Annotated in this window: 13 protein-coding genes; 7 read left to right on the forward strand and 6 right to left on the reverse strand. The window is 40.0% G+C overall.

The features are described from left to right. Positions 1-325: 325 nt before the first annotated feature. The 5 genes from V6R21_RS07895 to V6R21_RS07915 all read left to right on the forward strand — a co-directional run bounded on the left by V6R21_RS07895 (position 326) and on the right by V6R21_RS07915 (position 7,150). On the forward strand, positions 326-5,338 hold the full coding sequence (locus V6R21_RS07895) for a glycosyl hydrolase family 18 protein (RefSeq protein ID WP_334242462.1): 5,013 nt from the start codon (positions 326-328) through the stop codon (positions 5,336-5,338). Between the two features lie 142 nt (positions 5,339-5,480). Beyond that, a complete protein-coding gene (locus V6R21_RS07900) occupies positions 5,481-5,894 on the forward strand; it encodes a hypothetical protein (protein ID WP_334242465.1) in 414 nt (137 codons plus the stop codon). 101 nt (positions 5,895-5,995) lie between these two features. Beyond that, positions 5,996-6,259: a DUF202 domain-containing protein gene (locus tag V6R21_RS07905; protein WP_334242467.1), complete on the forward strand. Its 264-nt coding sequence runs from the start codon at positions 5,996-5,998 to the stop codon at positions 6,257-6,259. Between the two features lie 100 nt (positions 6,260-6,359). After that, on the forward strand, positions 6,360-6,803 hold the full coding sequence (locus V6R21_RS07910; RefSeq protein WP_334242469.1) for a YtoQ family protein: 444 nt from the start codon (positions 6,360-6,362) through the stop codon (positions 6,801-6,803). Between the two features lie 107 nt (positions 6,804-6,910). After that, a complete protein-coding gene (locus V6R21_RS07915) occupies positions 6,911-7,150 on the forward strand; it encodes a hypothetical protein (protein ID WP_334242471.1) in 240 nt (79 codons plus the stop codon). Positions 7,151-7,222: 72 nt separating this feature from the next. Here V6R21_RS07915 and V6R21_RS07920 read toward each other — a convergent pair whose 3' ends face one another. Then, a complete protein-coding gene (locus V6R21_RS07920) occupies positions 7,223-8,131 on the reverse strand; it encodes a DUF368 domain-containing protein (RefSeq protein WP_334242473.1) in 909 nt (302 codons plus the stop codon). A 178-nt stretch (positions 8,132-8,309) separates the two neighbouring features. After that, entirely contained in the window at positions 8,310-8,525 is a 216-nt protein-coding gene (locus tag V6R21_RS07925; protein ID WP_334242475.1) for a hypothetical protein, read from the reverse strand. Between the two features lie 526 nt (positions 8,526-9,051). On the opposite strand from V6R21_RS07925, the gene V6R21_RS07930 reads away from it, so the two are divergent. Beyond that, positions 9,052-9,252 carry a PspC domain-containing protein gene (locus tag V6R21_RS07930; RefSeq protein ID WP_334242476.1) on the forward strand — a complete coding sequence of 67 codons (201 nt, stop codon included), beginning with the start codon at positions 9,052-9,054 and terminating at the stop codon, positions 9,250-9,252. Between the two features lie 754 nt (positions 9,253-10,006). Here the strand turns inward: V6R21_RS07930 and V6R21_RS07935 are convergent. Further along, positions 10,007-10,510 (reverse strand): O-methyltransferase, encoded by a 504-nt coding sequence (locus V6R21_RS07935; protein ID WP_334242478.1) that lies wholly within the window; start codon positions 10,508-10,510, stop codon positions 10,007-10,009. Positions 10,511-11,748: 1,238 nt separating this feature from the next. Between V6R21_RS07935 and V6R21_RS07940 the strand changes: the two genes are divergently transcribed. After that, a complete protein-coding gene (locus V6R21_RS07940) occupies positions 11,749-12,885 on the forward strand; it encodes a fatty acid desaturase family protein (RefSeq protein ID WP_334242480.1) in 1,137 nt (378 codons plus the stop codon). A gap of 776 nt (positions 12,886-13,661) precedes the next feature. On the opposite strand, the gene V6R21_RS07945 is transcribed toward V6R21_RS07940, so the two are convergent. From V6R21_RS07945 to V6R21_RS07955, 3 genes are read right to left on the reverse strand one after another with little or no spacing between them, the layout of a single operon-like run. Beyond that, entirely contained in the window at positions 13,662-13,913 is a 252-nt protein-coding gene (locus V6R21_RS07945) for a hypothetical protein (protein ID WP_334242483.1), read from the reverse strand. A gap of 29 nt (positions 13,914-13,942) precedes the next feature. Next, positions 13,943-14,911 carry a glycosyltransferase family 2 protein gene (locus V6R21_RS07950; protein WP_334242485.1) on the reverse strand — a complete coding sequence of 323 codons (969 nt, stop codon included), beginning with the start codon at positions 14,909-14,911 and terminating at the stop codon, positions 13,943-13,945. 49 nt (positions 14,912-14,960) lie between these two features. After that, entirely contained in the window at positions 14,961-15,710 is a 750-nt protein-coding gene (locus V6R21_RS07955) for a phosphatase PAP2 family protein (RefSeq protein WP_334242487.1), read from the reverse strand. Positions 15,711-15,729: the final 19 nt, after the last annotated feature.

A 15,729-nucleotide genomic window follows, 5' to 3' on the forward strand; every position in this document is an offset into this window, starting at 1 on the left:
TGTGCTGTTTAATTGGGTTATTCTAATAAAATTTAAAATAATTTATATATGAAATATGTTATTTTCAAATAAAAATCTGAATAAATGATGTATACCTAATAATCTTCCTAAACAAAGCGCTTTAGTGGTTTTTTCATAGCTCTGTATCCCTTCTGTTACCTTATCCTCTAAGCTGTATCCTCAAATGTAACGGGGTTTCCTTGTCGCAGTCCCTGCTCCCGAACTAGTTTGGAATGCAAATAACGTCCGGACTATACTTCTCATCCGAAATTTATTCAATTGGTATTTCACCATTTTACTTATCAAAATAATCTACTATTCTATTATGAAAATGACTATGAGCTACGGCTCCTTTTCAGGCGGTAGCTGGAAAGGAAAACTACTTGGCTGTATGTTGTTGCTCCTATCGTTGTCTGTAAGTACAACAACATTAGGACAAGCCAACAGTGGAGCCGCTTACACAACTACTGACCATCAGAAACAAATCATTGGCTACTTTACACAATGGGATGCATGGAAGGATGTTAACCATGGTGTGCCAGCCAAAGGATCATACAATCAGCTCAATATTGACTACTCTCAATACACCATTCTTAACTTCTCATTTTTTGGTGTAGCCAAAGACGGTACACTCCACAGTGGTGATCTTAGAAACAAAAGTATTAATCAGGTAGGGCAGGTACAGGAACCGGGAGAAATCCTGCATCCTGATGCCTACAGTAGCTGGGATTACTGGTTGCTGTATGGAGAACTTGATCTACTTTGGGAAGTAACCCCTGAAGCTGAGGCGGCAGGTTACACTACCAACGGCACTACTTGGAGCAATAGCCAAACAGGACTGACTGGACAAATGCCTATTCCATTTCCAAAGGAGGGAGGAGCGCCAGGTTTATTGCAACTTTGTAAGGACAATGGTGTAAAAGCAATGGCATCGATTGGAGGTTGGTCCATGTGTAAGCACTTTCCTGAGATGGCACGAGACCCACAAATGAGGGCTAGCTTTGTCAATGATTGTGTGACCCTGATTAATATGGGTTTTGATGGTATCGATCTGGATTGGGAGTATCCGGGTTCGATGGGTATGAACATCGAAAACTTTGGACAGGATGACTATCACAACTTTACCTTGCTGGTTCAGGAAATCCGTGCCGCAATTGGTCCTGACAAGTTAATCACAGCGGCTTTCAGTGCTCAGCCTGCCAAATTGCAGGACTTTGAGTGGACGGAGCTGCAACAGACCATGGACTACTTCAATATGATGACTTATGACTTCCACGGAGGTTGGTCCAATATAGCAGGTCATAACTCACCACTTTATTCTTATACAGGTGAGGAGTATGGAGCGCAATCTTGGAATGATACATTTACAGCACTGCAAGCAATGGGAGTAAGTGCTTCCAAAGTTAATATGGGCGTAGGTTTTTATGGTAGAGGTGTCATCACGGATGGGGCAGCCGAACGTAATGCACCAACAGTGAAAGTCTCAAAAAACATAGAGCCTGACGGAACTGTGATGACGGCGGGTGACTATACTAACTTTGGGTTGTTTGATGCTACGCCTACCTATCAGTATATCAAGAACAATACATCAGACTGGACTTACCATTGGGATGATGAGGCTAAAGTACCTTACATGACAAAGGATAATTTCTTCCTGAGCTTTGATAATGAACAGTCAGTACAGGCAAAGGCGGAATATGTTACGGATAATAATATCGGTGGGGTGATTGTATGGCACGTATTCGGGGACTTGGATTTTCAAGGCATCGAACAAACTTTTGCCAGTAAATTACCATACGATTCACAAACAAAAGCACCATTGGTGAACGTACTGAACAGTACTTTTGCCGCAAATGATGGTTCACCTTCTATCTCATTTACTGCACCAGCTGCTGGAAGTACCATTCAGCAGACAACAGCTTTTTCTGCCATTACTTTCGCTGCTGATGCTTCAGATGCTGACGGCAGTATTGCTTCAGTTACCTTCTTGGTAAATGGTGGGGCGGCGATTGCAGGTACAGCAAGTGGAAGTACCTATACTGCCTCTTGGACGCCTTCTGCATTTGGAAGCTATACAGTGGTAGCTACTGCGACAGATAACAGTGGGGCAACATCTTCGGCACAGGTTACCTTCTCCGTACAATGTACAGGTGAAGATTGTCCGAATGAAATTCCTACTGTCTCAATTGATTCACCGGCTGATGGTGAGGAAATACAAGCGACTTCGCTTTCGCCGATCAGCATTACAGTTTCAGCAGCTGATGCTGATGGAACCATTGCTTCAACAAGCATTGCTGTAGATGGGCAAACATTTACAAGTTCTCCAGCCTCTTGGACACCTTCTGCCTTTGGAGACTTTACCATTACGGCGACCGCAACAGACGATAAAGGAGCTACTGCAACAACTACTGCTTCAATATCAATTGTAGAAACCTGTGGTACTCCTTGGACAGCTCAAACCTATCCATCAGGTTCAGAGGTGTCATATAATGGATTCCTTTACAAGGCTGGTTGGGAAGCTGGTGCTTCACAGGTACCGGGAACTGCTGATGTATGGAAATTGCAGACAGCTTGTCCGGGTACTGTTCTGAATTGTGGAGACTATGATGAGTGGGATGGAACTGCGACATACGAAACCAATGGAATGGAAGTAGCTTACAACGGGAATGTATATACATTACTGACTTGGTGGTCCCAAAACCAAAATCCAGAATCAAACCCAACAGTTTGGAGTTTGCTAGCTCCTTGTGATGGTGGTGTTGTAACCGATAATCCACCTTCTGTAGGCTTTGTTTCTCCAACAGGAAATACTACTGTAACTCAGGATGTATTTGCACCAATCTCAGTGGAGGTTTCAGCTTCGGATGACAACACACTTTCGAGTGTATCAATTGATATCAATGGGGTAGTAACTTCGGGAACTACAGCAACATTTACACCTGATGCTTATGGAGAATATACGGTAGTAGTCACTGCTACAGATGATGCCAACCAGTCAACCAGTGATAGCATTGTAATTACAGTGCAACAAGCACCGGGTACGCCAACAGTAGGTTTTACTTCACCAACAAATGGACAAGTATTTAGCGTATCAACACTATCAGCCATCAATATTTCAGTTGATGCTGCAGATGCGAATGATGTAAGTATAGCCGTAGATGGTCAGAGTTTCAGTGGTACGTCTGCAAGTTGGACACCATCGGCATTTGGAAGTTATACCTTGACAGCAACTGCAACAGGAGCAGGAGGTACAGCTACCACTTCGGTGGATGTAACAGTAGAAGAAGCTGTAACTTCTGGAGGAATTTGTGAAGGTGTTGAAGCGTATAAAACTTATGCAGATGGTGGATTGTATAATTCCGGAGATCAGGTGACTTATGAAGGAAACCTTTATGAGGCACAGGTAAATAATCTTTACAATGTGACGCCTGGTACGGCAGATCATTGGTGGCTACCTCTAGGGGCTTGTACAGGTGGAGGAAACCAATCTCCTACAGCTTCTATTACAGCACCTGCTGATGGAGCAACCATCGTTGGTTTGGTCGCTACGACCATTACTGTTGAGGCAGGTGATGCTGATGGAACAGTGGCAAGCGTTGAAATTAGTGTAGACGAGCAGACCTTCAGTGGTACGTCCGCAAGTTGGACACCATCTGCTTATGGAACTTATACCATCACTGTGACTGCAACAGATGATCAAGGAGCTACTGGAACAGACAGTATAGAGGTTACTGTAGAAGAACCACAAGGTCCACAGGCTCCGGTTGTGACATTTGTAAGCCCGACTGATGGTCTGAATATCAAACAGACAACCTTATCGGCAGTTCAGGTTTCAGTAAATGCAACAGATGCTGATGGAACGGTAACAGGTGTTACGATTGCAGTGGATGGACAGAGCTTTAGCGGTACGTCTGCCAGCTGGTCACCGTCGGCTTTTGGAACCTATACCATTTCGGCTACAGCGACTGATAATGAAGGGCAACAGACTACAGAAACGATAAGTGTGACTGTTTCAGAAAATGTAGCCTTTACAGATCATGTATTGGTAGGTTACTGGCATAACTGGAATATCTCAAGCGCACCATATATCCGTCTGAGAGATGTAGACCCATCTTATAATGTGATCAACATTGCCTTTGCAGAGCCTACCATTCGAGATACAGACAATACAATGGTATTTGCTCCGATTGACGTCAACAATTCCGGCAATGAGCCAACAGCAGCTTCACGTCAGCAGTTTATTGAGGATGTAGCATACCTGCAAAGCCAGGGCAAGAAAGTACAGATTTCAATTGGTGGAGCAAATGGCGTGGTTCACCTTGATAATGATACAGAGAAGCAAAAGTTCGTAACTTCGATGATCAGCCTGATTGATACTTATGGTTTTGACGGAATGGATATAGATTTGGAAGGCTCTTCGCTGACGCTTAACTCAGGTGATTCAGATTTTAAGAATCCGACTACGCCACGTATCGTTAACTTTATTGATGCAATTCAGCAGATATTGGCTAACTACAATGGCAACCTGATGCTGACAGCAGCTCCAGAGACCGCATATGTACAAGGTGGCGCTATTGCTTATGGAGGCTCATGGGGAGGTTACTTGCCGATCTTGTATGCCTTGAAAGATAATTTAAACTTTGTACACGTGCAGCTTTACAATACAGGAAGTATGATAGGTTTGGATGGTCAGACTTACACACAAGGCAGTGCAGACTTTATCGTAGCCATGTGCGAGATGATGTTGCAAGGGTTTGATACATACAGTACGGCTGGAGCGTTCCCTGCATTTAGAGATGACCAAGTGGCGATCGGATTGCCAGCTACAGCTCCAGCAGCACCTGCTGGAGGTTATGTTACTCCTGCCAATGTACAGAGTGCCTTGAATTACCTGATAAACGGTACTTCGTTCGGGGGAAGCTATACGATGGTGAATGCTTCAGGCTACCCGAACTTCAGAGGTATGATGACATGGTCAATCAACTGGGATGCAACAGTAGGATATGAGTATGCAAATAGCTTTAATACATTTTTTGGAAGTGGCGCAAGACTGGCTGCGGCTGTTCCTCAGCCATTGTCAGAAAAGATTAAGCTCAATGTATACCCGAACCCATTCAGCCAAGAGGTAACACTGGATATAGAGCTGAATAAAGGAGAGCAAGCAGTTATGAAACTTTATAATATGGCAGGTCAGGCTGTTTTTGAACAGCTCTATAAGTCAGAATATAAAGGGCTTCATAACCTGAAACTGACGATCCCGAGACTTGAAACCGGCATGTATATGCTACAGACTTTAACTCCACAGGGAGTAAGCACACATAAGTTGATCAAGGAATAGTATTAACTTTAGCGAAACAAAGACACCCTTACACTGTAAGGGTGTTTTTTTTATGCCTTATTTTTTAAACAAATATTGATCAATTTATATAACTTAATTGTAAATAACTCAGACCTCATTTCAACCCAACTACCTGATCACTATGGAATATAAACTAATCAATGATGCAGACAGAGCCTTTTTTAAGGCAGAGTATAATGAAGCGAGCAAAGTGCTGTATACATTTTGGTTCGGAAAAACCATCTCAATTGAAGAAGTAAAAGGAGGAGGGATGATGATGGTAGAAATAGCAAGAGAAAGAAGCGTAAAAAAAATCATGAACCATAATGACAACCTGCTAGCTTCATGGGATAGCTCACTTCCTTGGGTAAGCAAGGTGTGGGTCCCAGCAATGGAAAAGGCGGGTGTATTGAAAATGGCTCATTTGATCTCCACCAATCTCTTTGCTCAGATTTCTGCTGAAAATACAAGGAAGATAGTCGAGCATAGGGCTTCAGCATTTGATTTTAGAATTTTTAGTGAGAAGGAAGAGGCGATGTTTTGGTTAATGGAATAACATCGTACATATTGGTGATTTAGAAAACACAAATATTGATAAGGGAAACAGGAATTACTGTTTCCTTTTTTTGTTTCTCTATTAAAACAGAAAAGCAATTTATGATGGAGAACAAAGAATTGATCACCAGAGACTATCTGGCAATTGAGCGTACAAAACTGGCTAATGAGCGTACATTTTTGGCTTACTTCAGGACATTTATAGCCATGTTCAGTTCAGGGTTGGCAATACTTGAATTGGACTTTTTGGCTCAGGTTGACCGTTTGGGAGTAGGTCTACTGGTTTTATCCCCTTGTGTATTGCTGGTCGGGATTCTTCAGTTAATCAGGGTACGTAAAGTGATCAGAAAATACTATCATAATTGATGCAAGTGAATCAGGAACAATCGTAATTTTGGGAACGAAACGGATAATTAGCATTTTCGTGACTGACTGAAATCAATTGCAGAACTAAACTTTAATAACCATGCAAATCAATGTTTATCTGGCAGGGCAAATTCATGATGACTGGAGAGATACTTTCCGTGCACATGCAGTAGAGATAGGGTTAGCCGTAAATTTTCTAGCACCTATGGAGGTACACGAACGTTCGGATAACGTGGGAGAAGACATATTGGGAGTGCAACCTAATCCGGTGATGAAAGACGAAGTAGCCTCAATGATGAATAACCTGCGTACAAGGGTATTGGTTGAAAAAGCCGATGTGGTAATCGCATATTTTGATACAAGTCAATACCGACAGTGGAATACAGCTATGGATGCGGGAATTGCAATTGGAATGGGTAAGCCACTTATTTTGGTAAGAGATGCGACAAAACACCACGCACTGAAAGAGATTTCCAATAGGGCACAGGTAACAGTTGAAACGCCAGAGCAGGCGCTACAGGCACTTCAGTATATTTTTGAATAAAGTTTCAAAAAAGTCTGAAGTACAGTAAATTAAGGAGGTGTAATGTGTTGCTTTTAGTAACAACAGGATCAATACAAGCTTAATTTACCACCAAATACCTAAATACTATGGAAGGCTATATCTCAGACTTTGACCACAGATACGCGGATTACTTGAGTGATAAAGACCTCAAACAGATTCAAGAGTTTGAGAAGAAAACAGGTAAAGTTTTGCTGGCTTACTACTCTAAACCAAGGGTAGCTGAATTGTCAGATGAAGAACTGAACATGATCAAGAAACTTGAAGAAAAGCTTTGCATTAGGATAGTCGCTTATGAGGGCTTCGATCCAAGCCGTAAAAGCTCCTAACGTAAAATCCCTTTCCTGAATAACAGGAAAGGGATTTTTTTGATTTAATATCAAACTTTTTCTTTGTCAGCCTCAAGCTTTTTTCATAGCGAATTTTTCGAGTCCGTAGACAAATACAAAACCGCCAATAGCTAAAACAACTGCCAACATTAATTGAGGGTCACCTGCAAAACTCATTGGGCTTACATTCTGCTCAACCAAAGGTTTCATTTCTCCATGACGGTTGGTATAATACTCCAACACTTCTTTCCATGGCCATACCTTATTGAGTGAGCCGATCATAAAACCAGTAAGTAGTGCGACTGTAGCATCGTGATAGCGCTTCAGTAAGAAACTCAAGACTCTTGAAAATGATAGTATTCCCACCAGACATCCCATACCGAATACAGCCAGTTTAGTAATGTCAAAATCTGAGATTGCTTGCATAATGCGTTGATACTGTCCCATTAGCAGCAAGATAAATGAGCCTGAAATTCCCGGTAAAATCATTGCACAAATGGCAATGCACCCTGACAGAAATACAAAAGGCAAGCCTTCAGGAGCCTCAGAAGGACTTAGAACTGAAATGTAATAAGCAGCGACAGTACCTACGATAATGGCGATTATACTGCCTGCATTCCAATGTTTGATTTGTCTGCTGACAATCACGGCAGAGGCTATGATAAGTCCGAAGAAGAACGACCACAATAGGATAGGATGTGTCTCAAGTAGGTATTTCATCAGTTTGGCCAATGTCAGGACTGACGTGAAAATACCTGCCAGTAGAGGCAAAAGGAAGTTGCCGTCCACTTTTTTCCAAATTCCCTTGATATCGAAGCGGAGTAACATTCGGAGCGCATCAGCATCTACCGACCCAATGGCATTAAGTAACCTTTCGTAGATCCCCGTAATAAAGGCTACTGTACCACCAGACACACCTGGTACCACATCAGCGGCACCCATTCCCATGCCTTTCAGATAGATAAGCAGTTTTTCTTTCATGATAATGTTAAGTAGTTGTTAGCTTCTGAATTAACCTTCAGCTTATATTTATCAGGCTAAGCTCAGTTTTATCTGTAATAAGAGATGCAAACATAAAAAAAACACCTAAGAGTTTTATCGAAAAACGCCAAGGTGCTTTTAAGGTAAAATGAATTCTCTAGAGGGAAAAGTGTACGAATTAACTTGCAGACTTTGTCTCCTTATTATTTTCACACAAGCTTGGGTCTTTTCCACAAAAACTACAGGTTTTACCTTCAGGGTTCAGGAATGGGCTTTGAGAAGCACAAGTTCCCTCAAATTTCCCGTCTTTTTTCAGAATGATTTTTACGGACATCAGAATAAAGAACAAGCCGATCATTCCGACTCCAAGTAATATAGGCAGAAGATTTTCCATAATGACTCTTTGATTTTTCCAAGGGCAAAATTAAACAATCTTTATGGCCCTTGCTAACTCTTTTTCTAAATAACCGTCATTATCCCCAAACTGTTACCACCTTATGATTTTTCTGTATTCAAAATAGGAGAGAAGCCTTATCGCTTTTGGTAGGTGATGATTGGTATGTTGTTTATTTATAGGAGGTTAATGACAAGCGAATCCATTCATTTCAAGAGCAAAGTAATGCTCAGGTTAAAATAATTTAAGGTTTTGAGTAAGGGGTAACTTATTGTTATGTAAGGTTTTAGGTTGTTTGTTGAATCTTGTTAACTTCAAATAATCCAAGTTGATAGTAACTTTTTGAATTAAGGTGCCGTATAAAAAGTTGTGCAGCATCATTAACGTGAATACTTTGATCATTGAATCAAAGGCTGGGGTTGGGGCAACTGTTGGTAATGTGTGGGAGCGTCCTCGACCTCGGCTTTCTTCAAGGTCAAATTTTATTATCTTAAGTGTCAAATTAACTAAAAGAAATTCTACTACTATGTCAAAATTGGTAAAATCAAACTCAGATAAAATCCTCACGGGTGTTTGTGGTGGATTGGCGAGGTATCTAAACATTGACACCACTCTAGTTCGTTTAGGGTTTGCGGTAGCAGGCGTATTAGGAGTCGGCTCTCCAATTCTAATCTACTTTGTGATGGCTTTAATAATGCCGAGAGAAGATCCGTTTGAAATGTATTAATTTGCTTTTAAGTAACCGGTAATTACTTAAACTTATTTTCGACCACTATATAAAATTGGCTAAAGCCCCTCTGAAACATGCGTTTTGAGGGGCTTTTTGTTTTGTTGTTGGATTTTCAACCCTTTTTTACCTCAAATATTAGTTGCCTGTTTTTCATATATTATGTGGACAATATTTGTGATTTACCCACACTTTGTCCACACGGGATACAGGTGGTAGATAGACTGACAGACCAATAAACTAACAATAGCAATGGCAGAGGTGAAAGTAACTGAGTGAAGACAGAAGGATGGTATGATGACCCTGTACCTGTATTATAGAGAGTATGATAAGAGGTTCAGAAAGTCTACAGGCTATGTTGCCTCTAAGATGATACTCATATTTTCTCGACAGGTTACGGATTTTGATTATTAAAACTGTATTAATCCTGTCACTCTTGGAAAATATGCTAATGTATCACGCTCCATTTCTGCTTCTCTTTAGGCTTTCTTCAACCTTATGATCTCCGGCACTTCAGGGGTAGTGATACGTTTTCTTTTCTAGTGAAAGGAGCTGTTCCGCTATGGAGTTTCCACACCATCTACAGATCATTGATACATCCAAACCATAATCTGCTTATACTTGATTTACAGGCTACTGTTCGGGATCAAGCATGCCGACTATCATTTCTTTAAATTCTTGCTCGTGTACTTTTCCTTTAATCTTGCAAAGATAATGGTTGTAGGCTATAGCTATTTCATAGCGCATGTTGTGCTTAGGCTTTTTTTGTGCAGATGATTACACCTGTTGACCAGTTCATCTTTGTCATTGTCAAGTCTTCCCTCGACTCTAAATAGGCCGTTAGATTCTCAGCTTTTTCATTATGTCCTTCTGGCCAATTTGGTTGGGGGGTCATGTCGTCAATCACGTAGAAACCACCGACTTTTAGAAGTTCCAACGTTTCTTCTAGTTCGCTGTATTTACCAGGCCATGCATCGGCAAAAATCAGGTCAAACTTATCTCCTGAGTAGTTCTTAATCCACTCAGTTCCATCTATACAGATTAAGTTCAACCTAGGGTCGTTTCCAAAAAAGTCCTTGGCAATGCCGATTAGTTTTGGGTCATTATCAATACTAGTTAGATTCGAATGTTCATCTAATCCCTCAATCATCCATGCAAGAGAAAGGGAAACGCCTGTTCCTAACTCCAAAATGTTCGCCTTCGGTTTCGAGGCAATTAGTGACTTTAAAAGCGTTCCAATATAAATGTCGGAGGGCATGGTAAACCCGATTTCTTTACACTTTTCTTCTAGCTTAGAAAATGACTTAGGTGCGTCTAGGATATTTGATTCATTCATTTCGTCTCTGATATTAAGCACAACGGTCTTGCTAAAAGCTGTGACCATCCCCCGAGGGCAGGTATGACTTTTAGCTTTTGTTGTATGCAACTTTTATTTTAATTCAATTATTATAATATCTATCGAAAATTGGGTTTGGATCATCAAAATTATCCAACATAATCACACTTTCCCCTTTATTTGTGAAGCCTTTCGAATATTTTGATGTTTTCTTTGCTTCCAAAATATCTTGTCCCAATACATCAAAAATATCATTGTTTATTGTTAAAAAAAACTGTAAAAAGTTCTGCTCATTTTCGACAGTTTCCTGCTAATGTATTAATCCGAATTTTTGGTTTTATTTCATTTATTTCGAACATATTCCTAATCCAAATGCTATCGCAATTTGCATTCTTGTTCAAATAATTATTGACAGTCTTTAGAAAAACAGAGGACTCAATTTGTTGGTTTCAACAAAATGCTCTGCAAACCCAAGTTTTTGATTGACTGTAAGAGACGGATAAGTTTTTTCTTTACTTAAAAGACTAAGAGCTTGTTTGTGATACTTCTTTAGGTTTTGCTTGCCGCGAAGAAATTCCTCTAATCATTTAAGTAGGTTGTAGAAATTTTTTCTATCTAAATTAGCATTCCAAACAAGCTCTAAAAAAGATTTCTTGGATAAGGATATATCTGCAGCAGTATGAAAAAATAAATCGAAGTGGGAAATTATAAATACTGCAATTTCAAACAAGCTCTTACTTATTTTTTGAATGATAATTATTCTGAAATATATAAAGGCAGTAATAAGTCTCTCTGTAAGATCTATTGATCAAGGCTTCAATGATAAGTATATTTTTTAGCAACTGTATGTACTCCGTAAACTTATGTAGCTGTACATTTTTGGACTTTATCAGGACGGTCACAAGCAATACGAACATAAGAAATACACGTTTTCTCCTAATGATCTTGTATGACGAAAGTGTTTCGTGTAATTTTGGTGTCAACAATTTTGTAAAGGTCTAGCTGAGGGTTTTTCGTAGAACAAAGCTAGACCTTTTCTTTTTTGACTTGAGAAGTACCTCGTTGGCTTGCTATCATATTTATATTCAAATGTTTAGCTATAAGTTCGTGACTTTTTAAAAATTGTCGGGTAGAGTGAAACAAATAAAATAAAAATTGCTATGAATTCAGTTAGTGTAAAATTTAATCGAGAAGACAGACCAGAGTTTGTCACGGAGTTGAGGAAGAGGGTGAACAGCTACTTCAAGGAAAACAACATTTCAAAGTATGGAAACCGCCAAATGAAAGTGAAAACCCTATTTATGGTGCTCCTGTACTTATTACCTTTTACTTTCATGTTGACAGGGTACATTACCAATATATGGGTTATACTTGGTCTATGGGGACTCATGGGCTTTGGGATGTCTGGAATTGGCCTGGCCGTAATGCACGATGCAAATCATGGTGCGTACTCCAAGAATAGAAAGACCAATGAGAGGATCGGACGAATCTTGTACTTGGTCGGTGGCTATCCTGCCAATTGGAGAATACAACACAATGTACTCCACCATACCTACACCAACATTCATGAGCATGACGAAGACCTAGGAAATGGGTTTATCCGTATGTCGCCGAATCAAAAGAGAATGGGCATGCATAAATTCCAATTTATCTATGTACCCTTCTTCTATACAATCATGACATTGTATTGGCTAGTGAGCAAAGATTTTCAACAAGCCTTTAGATACAAGAAAAAGGATCTATTGAAAACACAAAACCTGACGTTTCAGTCGGCATTGACCAAAATAACCTTAAGTAAAATCATATATACACTTGTATTCATAGTGCTACCGCTCGCTGTGATCCCAATACCATGGTGGTATACCATGTTAGGTTTCCTACTGATGCAAGCCGTTTGTGGGTTGTCACTTGCCTTGGTCTTCCAATGTGCACACGTGATTGAAGAAACTTCATTTTTTAATACAGAAGAAAATGGAGGAAGCATGGAGAATAACTTCGCGATTCATCAATTGAAATCGACTGCAAACTTTGCCCATGGGTCTAGAGCCTTTTCTTGGTTTATTGGAGGACTGAACTACCAAATTGAGCATCATTTGTTCCCCAATATCTGTCACGTTCACTACAGACAGATTTCAGGTATTGTCAAAGCAACAGCAGAAGAGTATGGCGTACCTTACTTTGCCCATAAAACTTTTGCAGGTGCACTAAGAAGTCACTTTGGGATGTTGTACCACTTGGGCAATGGGAGTTATGAGAAAAAAATAGCTGAAGCACAACCACAGAAGGTGGCGAGCTAAAGGAAAAGAATAGAGTCAATAGAAAAGGAATCTCGGGCGATGCTCGGGATTTTTTTTATACCTAACAGTCGTGTACCCTTGCGTAGGACTTGGAACAAAAAAGTGGAGAACCTGTTAAGTTAGGCTGCTAAGTTGTTGTTTGAAATTAAATGTCCGCATTCATGGGGGGGGAGATAGCCTAAAGCAGCGTGCTTCCGCTGTAGATTACACGATACCTCAATATATTCGAAGAAGACTAGTTCAGCGAGGTTATCCTAGCCTCTTCTCCCGTTTTAAATATGATTTTTTGAAGGGATAACAAATTTGCCACTACCTAAACTAGATCACTAATGACGCTATAGCAACATACAGATTATTAGCTACATTTATAATTTCTCTGAATTCCCTTTGGTTAGATGCAATTACCCACTTCATTTCCATGAAATAATTTCAATTGTTTATTTAAGACGTTTACTTGAGAATACATTTCTGTTTCTATAAACCTATTTTTCCAGTCTATTCCATCATCTGGATTTTCATTATTTCTATGCTCTAAGTAGTAGTTATTCGTTTATGTATTATTGATTGAATGTTATGAGTATTAGAAACTGAGCTCACCTTGTTTGAGGTCATTTCATTTATTCCAACATTAAGGATTAATTCGAATTCAAAAGCACGTTTGGAACCTATTCGGAACCATTCGATTATTTGTGAATTAGCATTAATTATATAAACGTATTTACTGATAAATCCAATGTTGTAGCTAACGGTTAATGTAAAATGTGTCTTAATTCATTTTACATATTGTTATCTTCTTTTTTAATTATTGCAATTGATTCTTTAAAACCTAAATCTCTATTCTCTGAAGCAATAATTTCATTATAGAATCCTATTGCTCTTGGATTCAATTTGGAAATTTTTAACCATTCAGTCTTTAATTCAGACCAAACTTGAGAGTTTAATATACTTTTAAATTGCTCTATTTGGTAAATTGAATCAAGATACTTTATAGCATTAAATCCCCATAGAACCGAATTACTTTCAAACATATCAATTGGCCGATATTCTTGCCCTTACCTTAGACAGATACACGCTCTCCGAAAAGTGAAACCTGTTCAGTTCCTTTGAAATGTTCCCTTACAAGATAAGTTTTCTTGTTTTGTGACTCATAATAGATACGGATCATTAACTCCGTCATCACGCCAAAAAACAGGAATTGTATACCGGCCAGCAAAAGTGTGATACCTAGAATAAGAAGGGGTCTTCCCCAGATATCCTGTCCCATCAACTTCAATACAAGTAGATAAAGGTTTATGCCACCTCCCACTGCAAAGCTAAGTAATCCAAGCAACCCAAATAGGTGAATTGGCTTTTGCATATACTTCTGCATAAACATCATCAGGAATAGGTCACTGACTACTTTGGTTGTCCTGCCCAAACCATACTTTGAGCTACCGTGGATACGGGCATGATGCTTCACATCCACTTCTGTAGTACGCCCACCTTGCATATGAATCAACACCGGAATATAGCGATGCAGCTCTCCATAAAGTCCAAGGTTCTTGGCTATGTGTGAGCGAAATACCCGAAGTGTACAGCCATAATCCTTCAGGTAAACACCAGTCATTCGCCTGATTATGGCATTGGCAATCTTACTGGGAAGTTTTCGTAACAGCGCCCCATCCTGCCTGTTGGCTCTTCTCCCTGCTACTACATCCCAGTTTTCCTGCTTCAGTTTTTCAAGCATCATCGGGATGTCCGTTGGGTCATTCTGCAGGTCACCATCCATGGTCGCTATATATTTACCCTTGGCGTAATCAATTCCGGCAGCCAAGGCAGTAGTCTGCCCGAAATTTTTGGTAAACACTACCAAATTAACTCGATCATTGGCAACTGACTTTATCCGTTCCACGGTCAGGTCAGTAGAACCGTCATCAACTAGGATGATCTCATAATCTAAATGTTGGAGTGCAATCTGAATCTGTCCAATTAACGGGATAACATTATCTTCCTCGTTCATCAGGGCAATGACAACTGAAAGTTCCATAGATTTTTGGTATTAAGATGGTTGATTTTAGTACTGTTTATTTGTCTGTTTAGAGTTTCAAACTAAAACTTACGCCCAAAGAACCTTGCTGGTAAAATGGAAGCAACAAAGCAGAATTGGTCTTTCGGCCAGATTTACTTGCTACTTTTTCCATCAAGGGATAAACCCAATAAGCTATTCTAGTACTTAAGATACCGATTCCTGCTCCTGTAGCGACATCTGTTAACCAATGGCGGTTATTGTAGATCCTGAAAAGCCCTGTACCTGCTGCTACCATATACCCCGCAACACCATACCAGCAAGAGATATCCTTGTATTCCTGTCGTAAGAACTCTGCGCCCATAAATGCTGTAGCCGTATGGCCTGACGGAAAGGAATTGGTAGAACTGCCATCTGGTCTAAGAATTTGTGTATTGTTTTTAAGGGTCAGAACAGAAGACCCCATAATCAGGGTTGCAGTAGCCAACACGGTTGTCCTTTTCCAGAAAGCACTTTTACCTTTTATACCTGCCATATTCAGCGCATATACAGATAAGGAAGGTACAAACTGCGTAAAATCGTCTATTGTAATTCCTTCATCTATATGTTCATTTACTTCCTCCCGCAGCTCAAGGTTAATATGGTTCAAGTGTTTGTTATAGGTACCTATGGTTCCAAAACTGATAAGTACTGTGGGGACAATGAGTGACTTCCAGTAGGTTGGTTTAACCTTTTTAAGGGTGTCTACAGAATTGTTTTGAGCATAAAGTTGCATACAGCCCACGAATAGGCATACAACCAAAACCATTGTATTTCTCATTTTTAATCGGTTTATGAAG

It is taken from the genome of Limibacter armeniacum (genome assembly GCF_036880985.1).
Lineage (GTDB): Bacteria > Bacteroidota > Bacteroidia > Cytophagales > Flammeovirgaceae > Limibacter > Limibacter armeniacum.